The following is an 18,235-nucleotide window of genomic DNA, read 5'->3' on the forward strand; positions in this document are numbered from 1 at the left end:
TGAGGGACGCGGCTGTCCTTCGTCCGCAGGCTGAAGGGGGCGACTTGCTTGTGTCTCGGCTTGGCCGCGGGCCGGAGCGAAGCCGGTGCGCTCGTGCCGTTTTCGGGGGGAAAGCCAGGACGGGTCGCCATGCCCGGAGGCCTGGACGACGTGCAGCCGGACGCCTTGGACGCCTGGCCTGACCGCAGCAAATCGATCAGGCCAAGTCTCACCATCGCCTATGCGGAGCAAAGTGTCCAGCCGTAGCGCCGGATTCGCCGTTTCCGGCGCGAAATCGTGCTCAGCCGCCCCAGGGGGCGGAAAAGGCAGGGGGCTAGCCGGGGGTCTCGGCCTCGCCCATGGCGCAGAGGGTGTCGAACTCGCCCTTGGTGATGGGCAGCACCGAGAGCCGGGAGCCCTTGCGCAAGAGCTCCATGCCCGACAGCGACGGGACCACGCGCATGGCCGCCAGCGGCACCGGGGTGGCGAACTTGCGCTTGAGGCGGACATCCACCGCGAACCAGAGGGGCGCCTCGGGCGTGGAGCGGGGGTCGAAATGGCTGTCGTCCGGGTCGAAGGCGGTTTCGTCGGCATGGCCCGCCCGCACCACGCGCATGACGCCCACGGCCGAGGGGGCGGTCACGCTGTGGTAGAAGATGGCGAGGTCGCCCACGGACATCTGGTCGCGCAGGAAGTTCCGGGCCTGGAAGTTCCGCACGCCGGTCCAACTGGTGGTCTGGTCCGGCTCGCCCGCCAGGTCGTCGATGGAGTAGCAGCCCGGCTCCGACTTGAGCAGCCAATAGTTCGTTCCCATGTGCGCCCCCTGATGCGGCGTGGTTGTGGCCCGGCAGCCCGGCCGCGGCCTTTCCCGACTACCAGGATGCGCGGCGCATTGGAAGCCGTGGGCCGTGTCCTGGCGCGGCCGCGCAAAAGAAAAGGGCCGGAGAGAATACTCTCCAGCCCTGCTGTTTTCTGGTCGGGGCGACATGATTTGAACATGCGACATCCTGCTCCCAAAGCAGGCGCGCTACCGAGCTGCGCTACGCCCCGATTGTCTTGAGCGCTCTTCCCTACGGGAATTCCCCGCCACTATCAAGGCTGAAGCGTCGAGGCGGGCGGCTGGCTGCCGGTCCACTTTCCGAGCTCGCAGGCCTCGTCCACCAGCATCACCGGGATGCCCCCGCGCACGGCGTAGACCACCGCGCAGGCCGCGCAGTAAAGTCCGTCCTGCGCGGGCAGCACAACCAGCCCGCCCAGGCACTTGGGGCAGGCCAAAAGCTGCGCCAGTTCCGTGTTCAATGTCATGGCATCCTCCCGCTAAGTTGACGCACAGCATACCCGAGGCCCGCCCCGGGCACAAGTTCGGAAATCCCCCCGCAGAGCGGCCTTGACGCGCCGACGGGAAAAGTGTCTATCCTGGGGGCGTTGGCCTCCTGCGCCAGCGAGCCACGTAACGACAAGCAACCGGAGCAAGCTCTAGTGCAGCCGCGCATCGACCTCCACACCCACTCCACCGCCTCGGACGGGACGCTCCCGCCCGCGGAGCTCATGCGCGCAGCCAAGGAGGCCGGCCTCTCCGCCATCGCCCTCACCGACCACGACACGCTGGAGGGCCTGCCCGAAGCCCGCGCCGAGGCCGAGAGGCTCGGCCTGGAGCTGGTGCCCGGCTGCGAGCTGTCGCTGGATTACGCCGGGCTGCCCACGCACATGCTGGCCCTGTTCGTGGACTCGCCCGCCGGGGCCGTGGCCGGGGAGCTTGCCCGCGTCAAGCAGGCGCGCGTCAGCCGCAACGAGCAAATGGTCGAGAAGCTACGCACGGTGGGCGTGCACCTGGACATGGACGACGTGGTCCGCCGCGCCGGCGGGGTGGTGGGCCGCCCGCACATTGCCCAGGCCATGCTGGCGGCGGGCGTGGTGAGGTCCTTCGACGAGGCCTTCGGGCGCTTCCTGGGCACGGGCGGCCTGGCGCACATCCCCAAGGAGAAGCTCACGCCCAGGCAGGCCATCGACGCCGTGCACGCCGACGGCGGCCTGGCCATCCTGGCCCATCCCTGCCTCATGTCCATGCACGCGCGCCACCTGGAGACCATCCTGACGGACCTGAAGAGCCAGGGGCTGGACGGGGTCGAGGTCTACTACACCGAGCATTCCGAGCGCTTCACCGTGGAGGTGGCGCGCCTGGCCGACGCCCTGGGGCTGCTCAAGAGCGGCGGCTCGGACTTCCACGGGGCCGTGAAGCCCGGCGTGCGCCTGGGCCGCGGCCGGGGCGGCCTCTTTGTACCGGGCGGCGTGCTGGACGCCATGAAGACGGCCCTCGACAGGGCATAAGCCCGGCCCGGCTTGCCAGCAAAGCGCGCCGGGTGGTATCCACACGGCATACCCCACACCCAAAACCGGGACGCGACGCATGACAGATCAGCCAGACGCACCAGCCAACGCGGCAGAAACCCGACCGGCCATGGACATTCCCGCGCCGGAACCCCCGCGCGAGGAGCCCCGCCGCGTGGAGCGCCTGCCCGGCGTCCACCTGGACGTGAAGGTCGGCGGCTCTATCGTCGTGCACTTCCCCATGCTCGGCAAAAAGTACGAGGGCAAGGTGGTGGGCTTCGAGCCCTTCTCCTTCCTCATCGTGCTGGCCAGGCTGCCGCAGGACGTGCTGGCCCAGGCCTCCTCCGGCACCAGCATGGTGGCCCAGCACCACTCGGGCGGCGTGGTCTTCGGCTTCCGCACCGAGCTGCTGAAGCACATCACCAGCCCCGCCGCGCTCCTGTTCCTGGGCTTCCCGGACAGCGTGGACCGCATCGTGCTGCGCAAGGACGAACGCGTGAGCGTCAACCTGCCCGGCACGCTGAGCGGCAAGTACGGCGACCAGAAGGTCATGGTGCAGGACCTGACCCCCACGGGCTGCCAGCTCACGGCCAAGATCGACCTCAAGAACCCGCTGCGCGAGGCCCAGAACGGCGACCGGCTCGTGCTGAACCTGGAGATGGCCTGCCAGTTGCCCATCGTCTCCCCCATCGAGCTGCGCCGCGTGGTGGCCGAAAAAGGGCTGCTGCAAATGGGCGCGCAGTTCGTGGAGATGTCTCCCGAGACGAGGGAACAGCTGCACAGCTACATCGGCGGCCTGCTGGAGTTCATGGACCACTAGCCCGCGCGCCGACAAGATGAAACGCCGCCAGAGGCTTCCCCTCCGGCGGCGTTTTCTCGTTAAGCCGGGCGGTCCGTCACAGCCCGCGCTTGTGCAGCCAGCGCAACAGCGCGTAGCCCAGCAGGCAGAACCAGGGAATGAGCACCCAGTGGTGCCGGTCCATGAGCTGGGGCAGCGTCACCTTGCCGTAAACGCCCCAGGTCAGCACCGAAGTCTTGAGCATGGGATAGGCCTCGGCGAACAGGCCCGCGCCCACCAGCATCCCGGCGATGCCCGCCAGGGCGTCCAGGCGTCCCTCGCCCAGCGCCCCGCCGGAGGTGCCCGGACAGTATCCCAGAAGCCCCCAGCCCGCGCCGAAGAGCAGCCCGCCAAGCACAGTGCCGCCCAGTATCAGCGGCTTGATGGACAGCTTGGCCAGCCCCAGGTCCACCAGGATATGCACACCCACCATGCCCACCAGCACTGTGGTCAACATGAACTTGACGATGGTCATGTCCTTGAGAAGCAGCGCGCCCAGCTGGCGGTCATAGCGGATGACCTCCGAGCGCTGCAGGAGCACGCCGAAAAGCACGCCGGTGACGATTCCGTAGATGAGGTCCATGCGCTACCTCCCTTCCGTCTTGCCGACGGCCTTGCCATAAAGCAGCCGGGCCACCACGACCCCGCCGATGAAGAAACACACCAATGCCACATACCCGCTCGCAGCCAGCTGAAGCGACCCGCTCAGCCCATGACCGCTGGGTCAGCCATCCGCCAGGCGCGCGCCGAACATGGCCACCACGCCGCCCACGAAGGCCACGCCGAAGCGCCTGCCGACGCCCGGACCGAAGCGCGCGGCGAAACGGTCCGGCACGGCCTGGACCTTGAAGGTGCCGCTCAAGAGCGACGCCGCGCACGAGCCGAGCACGATGCCGACCACGAACATCCACTGCCAGTCGACCTTGGGCGTCTCCTTCATGAAGTAGGGCATGGTCGCCACGCGCTCCGCGGCGACGGTCTGCTCCACCATGCCCGCGGCGCGCACGAAGGTTGTCGAGGCGCCGAAATACTTGCCGGCGACCCACACGGACAGCACCAGCAGAAGTCCGGCCAGCGCCCCCGCGATGTATGGGTTCCAGGGTTTTCCACGTGTGCCTTCGCTCATGGGCAATCCTCCTGTTGTTAACAATTCATGCGGAAAGGGGGTATATCCATAGAACGCAAATCCGCCCAAGCGTCAAGCGTGGCAGCCGCTCAAAGCGGCACAGCGTGTTCTTCAGAAATGTGCGCCCTGCCCGCTTGCATTTTGATGAGAACACGGGCAAAAAAATAAGTATCTTTTGCAAAACCTTTCACATGCTCCGAGGATCCCATGTCCGCCAAGAAAGCCGCCGCCGCCACCAAGGCCAAAACAGCGCCAAAGAGCGCTTCGAGCAGCACGCCCGTCGCGCCCGAGTCGCACTGCAACCCAGTGGAAACCTTGAAAGAGGACATCCGCAAGCACATGTTCGCCTTCCTCGGCAAGGACATTACCCGGGCGGGCCTGCACGACTACTTCAAGGCCGTGGCCTACACCATGCGCGAGCGCATGGCCGAGCACTGGATAAAAACCCAGCGCTCCTACTACGACAAAAGCTCCAAGCGTGTTTACTACTTGTCCCTGGAGTTCCTGGTGGGCCGCTCGCTCAAGAACAACGTGCTCTGCCTCGGCATCGAGGACCAGGTGCGCGAGGCCCTGGCAAGCCTGGGGCAGGACTACGAGGAGATCACCGAGGTCGAGTGGGACGCGGGCCTGGGCAACGGCGGCCTGGGGCGCCTGGCCTCCTGCTACCTCGACTCCATGGCCACGCTGAACATCCCCGGCTACGGCTACGGCATCCGCTACGAGTACGGCATCTTCCACCAGAGCATCCAGGACGGCTGGCAGGTGGAGCGCCCGGACAACTGGCTGCGCTTCGGCAATCCCTGGGAATACGACCGCTCCGGCTACCTCTTCCCGGTGCAGTTCGGCGGGCAGGTCAAGTCCTACACCGACGACCACGGCCGCCTGCGCCACGTCTGGGAGGGCGGCACCAAGGTCATGGCCATGGCCTACGACATGATGGTGCCCGGCTTCGAGAACGGCAACGTCATCAACATGCGCCTGTGGAGCGCCAAGTCGAGCCGCGACTTCGACCTGGAGTTCTTCAACTCCGGCGCGTACCTGAAGGCCATCGAGGACAAGGCCAAGAGCGAGAACATCTCCAAGGTGCTCTACCCGCAGGACTCCTTCGTGGAGGGCCAGGAGCTGCGCCTCAAGCAGCAGTATTTCTTCGTGGCAGCCACCTTCCACGACATCACCCGCCGCCACATGAAGCACCACCAGGGCTTCGACGAGCTGCCGGACCTGGTGGCCGTGCAGCTGAACGACACCCACCCGGCCATCGCCATCGCCGAGCTCATGCGCATCCTCGTGGACGACCACCTGCTGCCCTGGGAAAAGGCCTGGAAGATCTGCGTGGGCACCTTTGCCTACACCAACCACACCGTCATGCCCGAGGCCCTGGAGACTTGGCCCGTGGACCTCATGGCGCGAGTGCTTCCCCGGCACATGGAGATCATCTACGAGATCAACCGCCGCTTCATGGACGAGGTTCGCCTGCGCTACCCCGGCGACGACGGCAAGCTCTCACGGCTCTCGCTCATCGGCGAGGACTACGGCAAGCGCGTGCGCATGGCCAACCTGGCGGTGCTCGGCTCACACTCGATCAACGGTGTCTCGGCCCTGCATTCCGACATCGTTAAAAACTCCATCTTCCGCGACTTCAGCGAGCTGTTCCCCGAACGCTTCAACAACAAGACCAACGGCGTCACGCCCCGGCGCTGGCTCAGGCAGTGCAACCCGGACCTCTCCGCGCTCATCACCGAGGCCATCGGCGAGGGCTGGATCAACAACCTGAAGCGCCTGGAAGAGCTTAAGCCCTTTGCCGAGGACAGCGGCTTCCGCGCCCGCTGGGCCAAGATCAAGCAGCAGAACAAGAAGCGCCTGGCCGACTACGCGCACCACAAGGTGGGCAAGGAGCTCGACCCGGAGAGCATGTTCGATGTGCAGGTGAAGCGCATCCACGAATACAAGCGCCAGCTCTTGAACGTGCTGCACGTCATCAGCCTGTACGAGGACCTGCGCTCCGGCCAGGCCGGGCCGCACTTGGCGCCGCGCACGGTCATCTTCGGCGGCAAGGCCGCGCCCGGCTACCGCATGGCCAAGCTCATCATCCGGCTCATCCACGCCGTGGCCGAGACCGTGCACCGCGAACCCAAGTGCAAGGGCATGCTGAACGTGGCCTTCATCCCCAACTACTGCGTCTCAAACGCCGAGAAGATCATCCCCGGCACCGACCTCTCCGAGCAGATCTCGCTGGCGGGAACCGAGGCCAGCGGCACCGGCAACATGAAGTTCGCCCTGAACGGCGCGCTGACCATCGGCACGCTGGACGGCGCAAACGTGGAGATGCGCGAGCGCATCGGGCCCGAAAACTTCTTCGTCTTCGGCCTGACCACGCCCGAGGTCAACGCGCTCAAAGCGCGCGGCTACAACCCCTGGGATTACTACCAGAAAGACGAGACCCTGCACCGGGTCATCGACCTCATGGCCTCCGGGCACTTCTCGCCGCTCACGCCCGACCTGTTCCGGCCCATCGCCGACGCCCTGCTGAAGGACGGCGACCGCTGGATGCTCTTGTCCGACTTCCGCTCCTACATCGACACCCAGAAGCAGGTGGGCACGCTCTACCGCGAGCACGACCTGTGGACCAGGAGGTCCATCCTGAACACCGCGGGCATGGGCTACTTCTCCTCCGACCGCGCCATCGGCGAATACGCGCGCGACATCTGGGGCGTGAAGTTCTAGCCGCCGCGCGTCCTGTCCCGGCACAACGCAAAGGCCGCCTTCGGACAACCGGGGCGGCCTTTTTGCTGGCGTGCTCCCCGAGCCAAGCCATTCCTTGACGTCACCGGCCGCAGGGCGTTACAGCGAGAATGAAGGCACCCCCCGAAGGCCTGGCTGGTTCTCGGACATGAGCGGCGGTGAGCCCGATGACCGTATCCATCCGAACCCGACTGATCTCCCTTGTGTTCGCGGCGGCCCTGCCCGCCGTGGTCATCATGGTTGTCACCGGCCGCGAGCTCGAGGAGAACGCGGTCAGCGCCGCCGAGCAGAACGCCCTGCGGCAGGTGCAGCACATGGCCACCAACCACGAGCGCATCGTGGACAACGCGCGGCTCCTCTTGGCCACCCTGGCCAAGTCCTCCGAGGTCCGCGGCCTCGACCGCCCCGCCTGCCAGGAACTGCTGCGCGACATCCAGCAGCGCAACCCCGTCTACGTGACCCTGGCCCTGGCCGATGCCTCGGGCGTGGTCGTGGCCCGCGCCCCGGACACGGCCTCAACCGGTCTGGCCGAGTCCCTGGCCGAGGCCTCCTACTTCAAGGACGCCATGGCCCGTGGCGACTTCGTCACCGGCGACTACGTCTACCTGCGCGACGCCAGGCACGTGATCCTCAACTTCGCCCAGCCCGTGGCCGACGCGCCGGGCAGGGTCCGGGGCGTGCTGGTGGCGGCCTTTGACCTGAACCACTTCGGCAGCCTGTTCGCCGAGGCCAGGCTGCCCGCGGGCTCGGTCTTCACCCTCACCGACGCGAAGGGCATGCGCCTGACGCGCTTCCCGGAAACCGAGAAGTACACCTGGGTCAGCGATCTGCCGCGGATGATCGAGAGGATGTCCGGCGCCAAGGACGAGGGCACCTTCCGCGAGGTCGGCGTGGACGGAGTGCTGCGACTCTACGCCTTCAAGCGCCTGCACTTCGAGGGGGCGCCGTTCCCGCACCTGATGATCCGCGTCGGCATGCCCGCTGGCGAGGCCTTGGCCAGCGCGCGCGGCGTGGTTCTGCGCAACCTGGCCCTGCTGCTTGTGGTCGCCCTGCTGGCCACGGGCTCTGCCTGGGCCCTGGGCGAGGTGGCCGTGGTGCGCAAGCTCAAGGGGCTCCTCGCCGCCGCCGCGCGCCTGGGGGCTGGAGAGCTCGGCGCGCGCAGCGGCCTGGAAGGCGGCAGCGACGAGATCGGCCAGCTGGGGCAGGCCTTCGACGCCATGGCCCAGGCGCTGCAAGAGCGCGAGCAGGAACGCCAGGCCTTTGAGAACGAGGTCTGCAACCTGAACGAGTTTTTGGAGGAGCGCGTGGAAAGCCGCACCAAGGAGCTGGCCGCGGCCAACAAGGAGCTCACCGAGGCCATGGAGCGCTTGTCCCAGGCCCAGAAGCAGCTCATCCAGTCCGAGAAGATGGCCTCGCTCGGCGCTTTGGTGGCGGGCGTGGCGCACGAGATCAACACCCCGGTGGGCATCGGCGTCACCGCTGCCTCGCACCTGGAGGACAAGACCAAGGCCATGCTGGAGGAGTTCCAGGCCGGGCAGCTCAAGCGCACCAGCCTGGAGCAGTTCCTCGGCACCTGCGACGACTCCACGCGCATGATCCTGACCAACCTGCGCCGCGCCTCGGACCTCATCCGCAGCTTCAAGCAGGTGGCCGTGGACCGCTCCACCGAGGAACGCCGCGTGTTCCGCCTGCGCGAATACCTGGAGCAGGTGCTGCTCTCGCTGCGGCCCTACCTCAAGAAGACCAGCATCGCCGTGGAGCTCGACTGCGACCCAGCGCTCGAGCTCGATTCCTACCCCGGCGTGTTCTCCCAGATCCTGACGAACCTGGTGCTGAACTCCCTGCAGCACGCCTACGACCCCGGCCAGGCCGGGCGCATCGGCATCTCCCTGGCCCGGGAGCAGGACCGCCTGCGCCTCACCTTCAGCGACGACGGCAAGGGCATCGCCCCGGAGCACCTGGGTATGATTTTCGAGCCGTTCTTCACCACCTACCGGCAGAAGGGCGGCAGCGGGCTCGGCCTGTCCATCGTCTACAACCTCGTCTCGCGCACCCTGGGCGGCACCATCCTGGTGGCCAGCGCGCCCGGCCAGGGCACGACCTTCAACATCTCCGTGCCGCTGGACAGGCCGGGCCTGCAGACCGGGGAGACCGGGACTGCCTCCGGCGGCCAAGGGGCCTGAGGCCCCCTGGACCCCCCATCGGCCTGGGCCGGGGTGGCTGGGGCGGAGGCCTCGGTTGGGCTGGCCTTGGCAATGTGCGCGGGTTTTTTGTCGAAGACGACAAAAAGCCCCGCGCACGGTTGGCCGCCCTTCGGGCGTTTCAAGGGTGTCGCGCCCGCGCCCAACCTGCGCATCACGGCTGCTGCCGCCTGCTTCATGACTCTCCCCTGCCCCACACAAGCCGAAAGGGCTGCTTCAGGTTCCTCCTGAAACAGCCCTTTCGGCGCCATGGGGGGGTCTGGGGGGCCTCAGGCCCCCCGGTCGCATCTTATTTCTTCGCCTTCTCGATGGCCCTTTTGAACCCGTCCGCGGCGCGGCGGATGACGTTCTCGCCCACGCAGAAGGCCAGGCGGAAGTGCCCCGGGCAGCCGAAGCCCTTGCCGGGCACGGCCAGGATGCGCTCCTCCAGCAGCAGTTGGACAAAGGCCACGTCGTCGCCCCCGGGGGCCTCGGGGAAGAAGTAGAACGCCCCGCGCGGCAGGGGGTAGGTGTAGCCCGCGGCGTCGAGGACCTGCTTCATGGCGTCGCGGCGGCCGGCGTAGATCTGCGCGTCCACCTGGGAGCCGAGGGTCTTGGCGAGCAGCTTCTGGGCCAGCGCGGGCGCATTGACGAAGCCCAGGATGCGGTTGGCCAGAATGATGCCGCCCACGAGCTCCGCCTTGCCCGGCATCTGCGGGTTGACCAGGGCGTAGCCCACCCGCGCGCCCGCCAGCGACAGGTTCTTGGAGAAGGAGCTGACCACCACCGTGTGGTCGTACATGGGCAGCAGCGAGGGCACCTCCGCGCCGTCAAAGGCCAGGAAGCGGTAGGGCTCGTCGGCCAGGAGGAAGATGGGGCGCTTGCGGCCCTCGCTCTTGCGCTTCAGCATCTCGCACAGGGCCACGAGGCTGGCGCGCGGGTACACCACGCCGGTGGGGTTGTTGGGCGAGTTGATGAGCACCACGGCGGTCTTGTCGGTGATGGCGGCCTCAAGGGCGTCCACGTCGAGGTCGAAGGTGCCGGGCTTGGCCGGAGCGGTCTTGAGCACGCCGCTGTGGTTCTCCACGTAGAAGCCGTACTCCACGAAATAGGGCGAGGGGCAGAGGACCTCGTCCCCGGGTTCGAGCACAGCGCGGTAGAAGGCGTTGATGGCCCCGGCCGCGCCGCAGGTGATGACCAGGTCCGTGGGCTCCACGGTCATGCCCTGCTCGACGCTCACGACCTTGGCCAGCGCCTCGCGCACGAAGGGGTAGCCGAAGTTGGGCATGTAGCCGAAGGCGAAGGGGGCGTCGGCCTCGTCCGCGATCTCGTGCAGGCCCTGGCAGACGCAGGCCGGGGGCGGCAGGTCGGGGTTGCCCAGGCTGAAATCGCAGACCTGGTCCTCACCAAACTGCTTCTTGAGCTCGATGCCCGCCTCGAACATGCGGCGAATCCACGACGAGCGCTCCATGTAGCTTGAGACCTGGGCGGAAAGTAGGGTCATGTGGTTGCTCCTTCAAGCGTGGCCCTGGGGCCGATGTGTGGGCGCGAGAGTAGCCAAACCGGCGGCGAAAGCCAAGGGGGGGGCACCCGCCCGCGCTTCCTGGCGTCCCCGCCCCTACTTCTCCACGCGCTCGGCCTCCCAGACCAGCATGAATACGCTCTTCTGGTCGCAGTTCTTCTGGAGGTAGCCGCGTATCTCCCGTGCGACGTTTTTCGGCGCGGAGACGATGTAGCTCAGGTTCTCCGGGCTGTAGTCACGGCCCAGGCTGTCCATGGCACCGCCCGTGCTGCGCGAGGCCGTGAAGCCCCCGGCGGTGGTGATGAGGAAATCGTTGAGCTTGTTCAACTGCTCGGCGGGGATGCTGGCCGGGATGACGAAAAAGTGCACCGTGGCCTTGCGCGCGTGCGCGGCGGGCGCGAGCAGCAGCACGAGGCCCAAGGCGAGCGACAGAAGCAGGAGTTTGCGGGGTGTGGTGTAGGACATGGGGCGCTCCTTTGCGAAAATGTTTGGCGCGAGAGTAGCCGCAGCCGGGCCGCTTGCCAAGGGGGGGGGCCAGCGCCAGCGGGCCGCGCCTTGCAATTCCGGCCCGCATTCTCTATTGATCGTGCCACCGCTGGATGAATTCATCGCCTGTCAGGGCATACTGCATGGCGGGAGGAGCAGGACATGGAGCTTCTGGGCAAAAAGATTCTGGTCACCGGCGCGGGCGGGTTCATCGGCTCGCACCTCGTGGAGCGGCTGCTTCGTCAGGGGCATGACGTCCGCGCCTTTGTGCACTACAACGCTTTCTCCTCGTGGGGCTGGCTGGACAGCTTCGAGCCCGAGCTGAAGAAGAGCCTGGACGTGTTCCAGGGGGACATCCGGGACGGCAACGGCGTACGCACGGCCATGCGCGGCTGTGACGTCGTGCTGCACCTGGCCGCCCTCATCGCCATACCGTATTCCTACCACTCGCCCGACACCTACGTGCAGACCAACGTCACTGGCACGCTGAACATCGTTCAGGCGGCGCGCGACCTGGACGTGGAGCGGGTGGTGCACACCTCGACGAGCGAGGTTTACGGCACAGCACGCTTCGTGCCCATCACCGAGGAGCACCCGCTCCAGGGCCAGTCTCCCTACTCGGCGACCAAGATCGGGGCGGACCAGCTCGCCCTGTCCTTCCACGCAGCCTTCGGCACGCCAGTCGCCGTCATCCGGCCCTTCAACACCTACGGCCCCCGGCAGAGCGCCCGCGCCGTCATCCCGACCATCATCACGCAGATCGCCGCTGGCAAGCGCTGCATCAAGCTTGGCGCGCTCTCCCCCACGCGCGACTTCAACTTCGTCAGCGACACCGTCGGCGGGTTCATCGCCGTTGCCCAGGCCGACGCGGCCCTGGGCGAGGTCATCAACGTGGGCAGCGGGTTCGAGGTCAGCATCGGCGACACGGCAAAGCGCATCGCCCACGTCATGGGCGCCGAGATCGAGATCGAATGCGACCGGGAGCGCCTGCGCCCCGAGAAAAGCGAAGTGGAACGCTTGTTCGCAGGCAACGCCAAGGCGGCGGACCTCTGCGGCTGGCGCCCGACTTACGGCGGGCTGGAAGGCTTTGACCGGGGGCTCCACGAAACCGCGCAGTGGTTCGCCGATCCGGAGAACCGCAAGGCCTACAAGGCCGACCAGTACAACATCTAGGTGTCGGCCTTGCCCGTCGATCAATCACCCCAGCCCGCCCCCCGCTATGCCCGCGCCGTGGTCTTCGGTGCCTGCGGGTTCCTTGGGCGGGAGGTTGTGAGGCTGTTGCTGGCCTCCGGGGCGAGCGTGCTCGGCATCGACACCAAGCCCTGGCCCGGCGCGCAGCCGAGAGAGTACCGTCACAGCGCAGAAGGGGCTGGCGCCCTTGCCGAGGCCGCGGAATTTCTTCGCCAAACCGACGAGCCCGCGGGCTTCTTCCACTTGGCGGGGCTGGCAGACGCGCAGGTTTGCCAGCGCGAACCGGCCCTGGCCCAGCGGCTGAACGTGGACCTGGTGGCCGAGACCCTGGCCCGGCTTGCCGACGTGCCTTGCGCCTTTGTTTTCCCGTCCACTGGCATCGTCTATGGCGATGGCCTGGACCGCCCGGCGCTTGAGGATGACCCGCTCCTGCCCGCGGCGGAGTACGCGCGCGGAAAAATCGAGGCCGAGGGGCTGGTCCGGGCGGCCTGCCAACCCGGCGGCGGCGTCCTGCGGGGGGCCGTGGCGCGCCTGTCCAATATTTACGGCTACGGCGGTGGAGAAAACACCGTGCTTGGGCGCATTCTTGCGCAGGCGAAGTCAGGCGGCCCCATCCAGGTCTGGGACGAGAGCCCGGTGCGGGACTTCCTGTTCGTCGGCGATGCCGCAGAAGGCCTGCTGAAGCTCGGGCTTGCCGCGCTCTCCCTGCCGGAGAAGCCCGGGAACTTCCTCATCGCCAACCTGTCCACGGGCTTGGGCACATCCGTGGGGGCGCTCGTTGACCTTTGCGCCGAACTTTTCCATACTTCCCGTCTCCCGCAGGAGCGGGTTCCCGGTCCGGACGGCCGACTGTCGAGCCTAGTGCTCGACAACAGTCGCCTGACGACCCTCACCGGCTGGCGGCCGGAAACGGATCTCCGGACAGGCCTCACCTTAAGCATCCGCGGCGAGGGCGCCGCACAGGAATAGCATGACCCAGAAGCGCAAAATCGCCATCTTCACCGGCAACCGGGCAGAGTACGGCCTGCAGTTCCCCATCATCAAGGCCATCAACGCGCACCCGGCTCTTGAAGGGTATCTCTTCGTGGGCGGCGCGCATCTGGACGAGGACTTTGGCGCCACCAAGAGCGAAATCGAACGCGACGGCTTCGCCATCCACGCTGAAGTGAAGATGACCATGCACCACGACACCCTCGCGGCCACCGCCCAGGCCATCGGCACGGGCATCGTCAGCCTGTCCGAGAGCCTGGACCGGCTGCGGCCCGACTTTTTCGTGGTCTACGCCGACCGCTTCGAGGGCCTTGCCGCCGTTGTTGCGGGCACGCAAATGGGCATCCCCACCGCGCACATCGAGGGTGGCGACATCACCGAGGGCGGCGCCCTGGACGATTCCGTCCGCCACGCCATGACCAAGCTTTCGCACCTGCACTTCACCACCAACGAGGAAGCCGCCGAGCGCGTGCGCAAGCTTGGCGAGGAGCCCTGGCGCGTGCATAACGTTGGCTTCCCTGCGCTCGACCTGATCGCGGCGGGAAATTTCGCCAGCCCCGAGGAGTTGCGAGAGCGCTACGGCCTTGACCCGGCGAAACCCGTGGTCATCTTCACCCAGCACAGCGTGACCACGGAGTTCGAGGACGCCGGCGCACAGGTGCGCCCGGCGCTGGCGGCCATGCGCCGCCTGGCCGCCGAGGGCGTGCAGATCATCCTCACCTACCCCAACAACGACGCGGGCGGAAAAGCCATCATCGGCGAACTGGAAAAGGTTGCCGCCGAGAACCTGCCCAACATCCAGGTCCACAAGAGCCTTGGGCGGCGCAACTATCACGGCGTCCTGCACCTCTGCGGCAAGGCTGGCCGCGGGGTCTACGCGGGCAATTCCTCCAGCGGCATCAAGGAAACGGCCATCTTCGGCTGCCCAGTGGTGAACATCGGGTCGCGCCAGCAGGGGCGCCTGCGCGCTGACAACGTGGTGGACACCGGTTACGACGAGCAGGCCATTTACGATGCCTGCGCGCGCGGCATTTTCGACGACGCCTGGCGGGCCAAATGCGCCAGCGTCACCAACCCATACGGTTCTGGCAACGCCGGGCCGCGCATCGCCGACATCCTGGCGACCATTGCCCTTGGCCCCGCCCTGGTGCAGAAGAAGATGACCTTCTAGCCGTGACGAATCGGCCGCACACCCAAAGGGAGCTACCCGCCATGGAAAAGTGGAAATCCGTTCTGGTCACGCCAGACACCCCTTCCCTGGAGGTCCTTCGCGTCATTGATTCCACGCGCCTTCAGATCGCCTTGGTCGTGGACGAGAACAGGCGGCTGCTCGGCACCGTCACCGATGGCGACGTGCGCCGGGTGCTTCTGGCAGGCAAGTCGCTGGCCTGCCCTGTGTCAGAGTTCATGAACTGCAAGCCCACCACGGCGCCGCTTGAGGCCGACCCCGCGACCCTGATGGGCCTGATGCAGGCCAAGACGCTCCGGCAGATTCCCATCGTCGATGCCGAAGGCCGCGTCATGGGGCTGGAGACCATGATGAGCCTCATGGCCCGCGCAGAGTTGGAAAACCCCGTCGTGCTCATGGCCGGTGGCCGGGGCGAGCGATTGCGCCCTCTCACGGACACCTGCCCGAAGCCGCTGCTCCGCGTGGGGGGCAAGCCGATTCTGGAACGCATTCTGGAAACCTTTCTGGCCCAGGGCTTCCGCAATTTTTATATTTCCGTGAACTACAAGGCGGAGATGGTGGAGTCGCATTTTGGCGACGGATCAAAATTCGGCGCGTGCATTACCTACCTGCGCGAAGACAAGCCCCTGGGCACGGCCGGGGCGCTTGCCCTGTTGCCGCAGTTCGAGCTGCCTTTCCTGGTGATGAACGGTGACCTGCTCACCAACGTGAATTTCGCCCACCTGCTGGAGTTCCATGCGGAACAGGAGGCCGTGGGCACCATGTGCGTGCGCGACTACACCACGCAGATTCCCTTTGGCGTGGTGCGGACGGAGGGACACCGCCTCCTGTGCATCGACGAGAAGCCCAGCCGGACCGTCTTCGTCAACGCGGGCATCTACGCCCTGTCGCCGCAGGTGCCGCAGTTGCTCCCCTCCGGCGAGGCCTACGACATGCCACGGCTGTTCGAAGCCATCGTCGCCAGCAATCAGAAGGCCGCGGTATTCCCCGTGCGCGACGCTTGGCTGGACATCGGCCGCATGGACGACTTCGAGCGCGCGCAGCAGGACTGCCTGTCTTCGGACTCCTGACACACCCACCGGCCTGAGGGCCTGTCCCCCCCCTGGCGCCGCGGCGTGCCCGCCAGTCAGCACAGACCGCGCAACAAGCGGCCGACAGAGTAGCGCAGCCGACGAACGGGCCTGAGGGAACGTTTGAGCTCCGGCGTCACGTGGGGATCGTAGAGCTTGCGCAGCCCCGCCTGCGAGCCCTGAACCCCAGCGGCTCGCCCCTCCAGAATGCCTGCCAGCGCCGTGGTCGTCAGCGCGTAGGCGTCGCTCCCCGGATCAAGGCGCACCTGGGCGCGCGCGGCGGCATAGGCCGCCGGAGCATAGGCTGGCAAAGGCTTGCCGAGAAACGCCGGCAGCTCATCAGGACCCGAGAGCGGCGTTGAGCAGCTGCGGACCATACTCGCCTGGGCCACGAAAAGCCCCGGCTTGTTCGCCGAGGGCAGGGTCACAGAGGGCTTGTCCCAGAAGGGCAGCTCCAGGCTCATGGCCGAGGCGCGCAGGATGGCTGCGTCGCAGAAGAGGTAGGCCCAGGTGGTGTCGGCCTCGTCCACGGCGGTGACACCCCAGAGCGCGTCCGAGGAGTCCTCAAGACCCCAGGGGTGCGGCGGGCCGTGCTTCTTGAAGGCGTACTCCCAGGGGTGCAGCTTCACCGCCAGGTTGTGCCCGGCGTTGCGCACCGCCCGAACCACCTGGCCGTAGCTTTCGTCGCGCACGTCCGGCGCGCTGGGCAGCCACAGGCACAGCGGCCGCTTGGGGTCAAAGCCGTACTTCCCGAAAAAATCCTCCCGGGTGGCATACCCGCCGTGCAGCCGGTTGAGCGTGGGCTCAAAAAAGATGTTCCCGGTGAAGGTGATGCTCGCCGCCTCGAAAAACCGGCGCGACTCCGCCGTGCGGTTGAACTCCAGCTCGAAGAACAGGGTCAGCGGATGCTGCAGGAGCAGGTGTTCGGCCCCGTGGCAGGTGAAGTCGCCCAGGAGGGTGGCCATTTGGGCGGTTGCGACGCCGCGCGCCCGGACCTTGGCGATGAGTCCCGGCAGGTCGGGGTCGTGGTGCGCGTCGACGAGCAGCAGCCGCGCCTTTGAACTTTCGGCCCGGCGCAGCACTTCCTGGCGCGGCAGCAGGAACACCCCCCGCCGCTCCAGGTCCGCAATGGCGTCTGTTGGAACATCCGAGCCTGGCCCGGCACCGGCCTTGAGCCCGTGCGGCGGGCTGGTGGAAAAGAGCAGCTCGCTGCTGATCCCGCTGGCGCTCAAAACGTCACGCAGGTGGATGAGCTTGTGGAACGCTCCCCCGTGGACGTTGAGCCAAGCGATGCAGATGTCTGGCGTGCTTCTCAAGAACTTTCCTCGTGACGTGCGCATGAGCTTGATGCGCGTTCGCTCCGTAGGCGGATTGCGCGCCCCGGCGGCCTAGCGCTTGCCCGGCAGCTTTGCGGCAAGGATGCCCGGCAGCTTCGCCGCCACAATGTCTGCCACAAGGCTCGATCCCTTGGGGTTCAGGTGCACCACATCGTACATGTATTCCTTGGTCTTGGGCACCAGGGCGTCCAGGTCGATGAACGCCACCTTCTGCTCCGCGGCCACCTTGCGCATGGTGTCCTGCAAGGTCATGTAGGCAGAGCGGTAGCTCGCGAAATCAATGCCCCAGTCGGCGATGGCTTTCATCTGCCGGAGCAGATTCTCTTCCGGGTGCTCGGTAAAGCGGTTGAACTGGGTCATGAGCACAGGGGTGATGCCCTGCTGGCGGCAGACAAAGACGAACAGTTCCAGGTTCTTGCGGTAGGCCTGTGCCAAGGCGGCCATATCTGCCGCACTCTTATTCCCGCGCTGAGCCACGAATTCGTCCTCGACTGTACTCTCAATCACTTCGCGTTGCATGAAATGCTTGATGAGAAAGGACTTGACCAGGCCGTATTGCTTGTCGAAGACGATGCCCCGGGAAGGGTGGTTGGCCCAGTAATCGCCCACCAGCATCAAGTAGTTCACATCGTTGATGCACTCCATGAGCACCACGGCCTGGGGCTTTCGCGGAACCACCTTGCCCTGGAGGGCCAGCACGCAGTGCAGGGTGTTGTTGCCAGCGGTGCCGCCATTGAGGGTATTCACCTTGAGGCCCAGGGCCTTCTCCATCTCGCGGCCCACCAGGTAGGGGAAGCGCTCCTCCTCCTGCATGTACATGCACTCCGTGGTGGAGCCGCCCAGGAAGACCACGGTCACGTCCGGCTTGTCGTGCACGGCCGAGGGCATGAGGTAGCCGTCGGCATCCACGCGGAAAGGGTACGCCTTGTTCTCAACGCCGTCGGCCACGGCCACCAGGTCCGCGGCGGGCCGCTGCGGGATATCCGAGGAGGGCCTGCGCTCGCGCAGGACGATGTAGCGCTCGACTCCACGCTTAACCTCGTCGCGCAGGGCCTTGCCGATGAAGAACACGCCCAGGCACACGGCCAGGGCCATAATCCCCCACAGCACGGCCAGCACCTTGCGGGGGGCCTTCTCGAATCTGTTCTCGCGGCGTTCGGACAATTTCGGGCTCCTAGGGAGGAATGTGCGCGGCCCGGGCCAGACCTGCCTCAGCGTGCCGCATTCAACAGCGTGCATAGTCGGGCGGGCAAGGTC

The 18,235-nt window shown here is 66.7% G+C and carries 16 protein-coding genes and 1 tRNA gene; 8 read left to right on the top strand and 9 right to left on the bottom strand.

Going from position 1 to position 18,235, the window contains the following annotated elements; genetic code table 11:
• Positions 1-313: 313 nt before the first annotated feature.
• The 3 genes from RDU24_RS05130 to RDU24_RS05140 form a co-directional block, all read right to left on the bottom strand.
• Positions 314-793: an EVE domain-containing protein gene (locus RDU24_RS05130; protein ID WP_308734668.1), complete on the bottom strand. Its 480-nt coding sequence runs from the start codon at positions 791-793 to the stop codon at positions 314-316.
• Between the two features lie 159 nt (positions 794-952).
• Positions 953-1,029, bottom strand: a tRNA-Pro gene (locus RDU24_RS05135).
• Between the two features lie 42 nt (positions 1,030-1,071).
• Positions 1,072-1,284 (bottom strand): Trm112 family protein, encoded by a 213-nt coding sequence (locus RDU24_RS05140; RefSeq protein WP_308734669.1) that lies wholly within the window; start codon positions 1,282-1,284, stop codon positions 1,072-1,074.
• 174 nt (positions 1,285-1,458) lie between these two features.
• On the opposite strand from RDU24_RS05140, the gene RDU24_RS05145 reads away from it, so the two are divergent.
• Both RDU24_RS05145 and RDU24_RS05150 read left to right on the top strand, forming a co-directional pair.
• Positions 1,459-2,307: a PHP domain-containing protein gene (locus tag RDU24_RS05145; RefSeq protein ID WP_308734670.1), complete on the top strand. Its 849-nt coding sequence runs from the start codon at positions 1,459-1,461 to the stop codon at positions 2,305-2,307.
• 79 nt (positions 2,308-2,386) lie between these two features.
• Entirely contained in the window at positions 2,387-3,127 is a 741-nt protein-coding gene (locus RDU24_RS05150; RefSeq protein WP_308734671.1) for a flagellar brake protein, read from the top strand.
• 76 nt (positions 3,128-3,203) lie between these two features.
• On the opposite strand, the gene RDU24_RS05155 is transcribed toward RDU24_RS05150, so the two are convergent.
• On the bottom strand, positions 3,204-3,728 hold the full coding sequence (locus RDU24_RS05155; RefSeq protein WP_308734672.1) for a YeeE/YedE thiosulfate transporter family protein: 525 nt from the start codon (positions 3,726-3,728) through the stop codon (positions 3,204-3,206).
• A gap of 3 nt (positions 3,729-3,731) precedes the next feature.
• Positions 3,732-4,271, bottom strand: a complete 540-nt coding sequence (locus RDU24_RS05160; protein ID WP_308734673.1) for a YeeE/YedE thiosulfate transporter family protein — start codon at positions 4,269-4,271, stop codon at positions 3,732-3,734.
• Between the two features lie 207 nt (positions 4,272-4,478).
• On the opposite strand from RDU24_RS05160, the gene RDU24_RS05165 reads away from it, so the two are divergent.
• The gene (locus tag RDU24_RS05165) at positions 4,479-6,995 is read left to right on the top strand and encodes a glycogen/starch/alpha-glucan phosphorylase (RefSeq protein WP_308734674.1); all 2,517 of its coding nucleotides are present in this window, start codon (positions 4,479-4,481) and stop codon (positions 6,993-6,995) included.
• 185 nt (positions 6,996-7,180) lie between these two features.
• On the top strand, positions 7,181-9,196 hold the full coding sequence (locus RDU24_RS05170) for a sensor histidine kinase (RefSeq protein WP_308734675.1): 2,016 nt from the start codon (positions 7,181-7,183) through the stop codon (positions 9,194-9,196).
• 307 nt (positions 9,197-9,503) lie between these two features.
• Here RDU24_RS05170 and RDU24_RS05175 read toward each other — a convergent pair whose 3' ends face one another.
• Positions 9,504-10,697, bottom strand: a complete 1,194-nt coding sequence (locus RDU24_RS05175; RefSeq protein WP_308734676.1) for a pyridoxal phosphate-dependent aminotransferase — start codon at positions 10,695-10,697, stop codon at positions 9,504-9,506.
• Between the two features lie 114 nt (positions 10,698-10,811).
• Positions 10,812-11,180 (bottom strand): hypothetical protein, encoded by a 369-nt coding sequence (locus RDU24_RS05180; RefSeq protein WP_308734677.1) that lies wholly within the window; start codon positions 11,178-11,180, stop codon positions 10,812-10,814.
• Between the two features lie 183 nt (positions 11,181-11,363).
• Here RDU24_RS05180 and RDU24_RS05185 point away from each other — a divergent pair, with 183 nt between their 5' ends.
• Genes RDU24_RS05185 through RDU24_RS05200 form a run of 4 tightly spaced genes read left to right on the top strand, consistent with a single transcriptional unit; the run spans position 11,364 to position 15,641 of the window.
• Complete coding sequence (locus tag RDU24_RS05185) at positions 11,364-12,374, top strand: NAD-dependent 4,6-dehydratase LegB (protein WP_308734678.1); 1,011 nt, start codon at positions 11,364-11,366, stop codon at positions 12,372-12,374.
• 9 nt (positions 12,375-12,383) lie between these two features.
• Complete coding sequence (locus RDU24_RS05190) at positions 12,384-13,361, top strand: NAD-dependent epimerase/dehydratase family protein (protein ID WP_308734679.1); 978 nt, start codon at positions 12,384-12,386, stop codon at positions 13,359-13,361.
• A gap of 1 nt (position 13,362) precedes the next feature.
• Complete coding sequence (gene neuC / locus RDU24_RS05195; protein WP_308734680.1) at positions 13,363-14,553, top strand: UDP-N-acetylglucosamine 2-epimerase; 1,191 nt, start codon at positions 13,363-13,365, stop codon at positions 14,551-14,553.
• A 41-nt stretch (positions 14,554-14,594) separates the two neighbouring features.
• A complete protein-coding gene (locus RDU24_RS05200) occupies positions 14,595-15,641 on the top strand; it encodes a nucleotidyltransferase family protein (protein ID WP_308734681.1) in 1,047 nt (348 codons plus the stop codon).
• Positions 15,642-15,697: 56 nt separating this feature from the next.
• Here RDU24_RS05200 and RDU24_RS05205 read toward each other — a convergent pair whose 3' ends face one another.
• Both RDU24_RS05205 and RDU24_RS05210 read right to left on the bottom strand, forming a co-directional pair.
• Positions 15,698-16,957, bottom strand: coding sequence for a hypothetical protein (locus RDU24_RS05205; protein ID WP_308734682.1), 1,260 nt, complete (start codon positions 16,955-16,957; stop codon positions 15,698-15,700).
• A 72-nt stretch (positions 16,958-17,029) separates the two neighbouring features.
• Complete coding sequence (locus RDU24_RS05210; RefSeq protein ID WP_308734683.1) at positions 17,030-18,142, bottom strand: SGNH/GDSL hydrolase family protein; 1,113 nt, start codon at positions 18,140-18,142, stop codon at positions 17,030-17,032.
• Between the last annotated feature and the right edge of the window lie 93 nt (positions 18,143-18,235).

This window comes from Humidesulfovibrio sp. (assembly GCF_031082295.1).
In the GTDB taxonomy this organism is placed as follows: Bacteria; Desulfobacterota; Desulfovibrionia; order Desulfovibrionales; family Desulfovibrionaceae; genus Humidesulfovibrio.

Excerpts from the sequence above, each read along its gene's own strand:
- neuC (WP_308734680.1), top strand. The coding sequence starts at position 13,363 with ATGACCCAGAAGCGCAAAATCGCCATCTTCACCGGCAACCGGGCAGAG.
- RDU24_RS05130 (WP_308734668.1), bottom strand. The coding sequence starts at position 793 with ATGGGAACGAACTATTGGCTGCTCAAGTCGGAGCCGGGCTGCTACTCC.
- RDU24_RS05180 (WP_308734677.1), bottom strand. The coding sequence starts at position 11,180 with ATGTCCTACACCACACCCCGCAAACTCCTGCTTCTGTCGCTCGCCTTG.
- RDU24_RS05150 (WP_308734671.1), top strand. The coding sequence starts at position 2,387 with ATGACAGATCAGCCAGACGCACCAGCCAACGCGGCAGAAACCCGACCG.
- RDU24_RS05140 (WP_308734669.1), bottom strand. The coding sequence starts at position 1,284 with ATGACATTGAACACGGAACTGGCGCAGCTTTTGGCCTGCCCCAAGTGC.
- RDU24_RS05185 (WP_308734678.1), top strand. The coding sequence starts at position 11,364 with ATGGAGCTTCTGGGCAAAAAGATTCTGGTCACCGGCGCGGGCGGGTTC.
- RDU24_RS05165 (WP_308734674.1), top strand. The coding sequence starts at position 4,479 with ATGTCCGCCAAGAAAGCCGCCGCCGCCACCAAGGCCAAAACAGCGCCA.
- RDU24_RS05170 (WP_308734675.1), top strand. The coding sequence starts at position 7,181 with ATGACCGTATCCATCCGAACCCGACTGATCTCCCTTGTGTTCGCGGCG.
- RDU24_RS05175 (WP_308734676.1), bottom strand. The coding sequence starts at position 10,697 with ATGACCCTACTTTCCGCCCAGGTCTCAAGCTACATGGAGCGCTCGTCG.
- RDU24_RS05155 (WP_308734672.1), bottom strand. The coding sequence starts at position 3,728 with ATGGACCTCATCTACGGAATCGTCACCGGCGTGCTTTTCGGCGTGCTC.
- RDU24_RS05200 (WP_308734681.1), top strand. The coding sequence starts at position 14,595 with ATGGAAAAGTGGAAATCCGTTCTGGTCACGCCAGACACCCCTTCCCTG.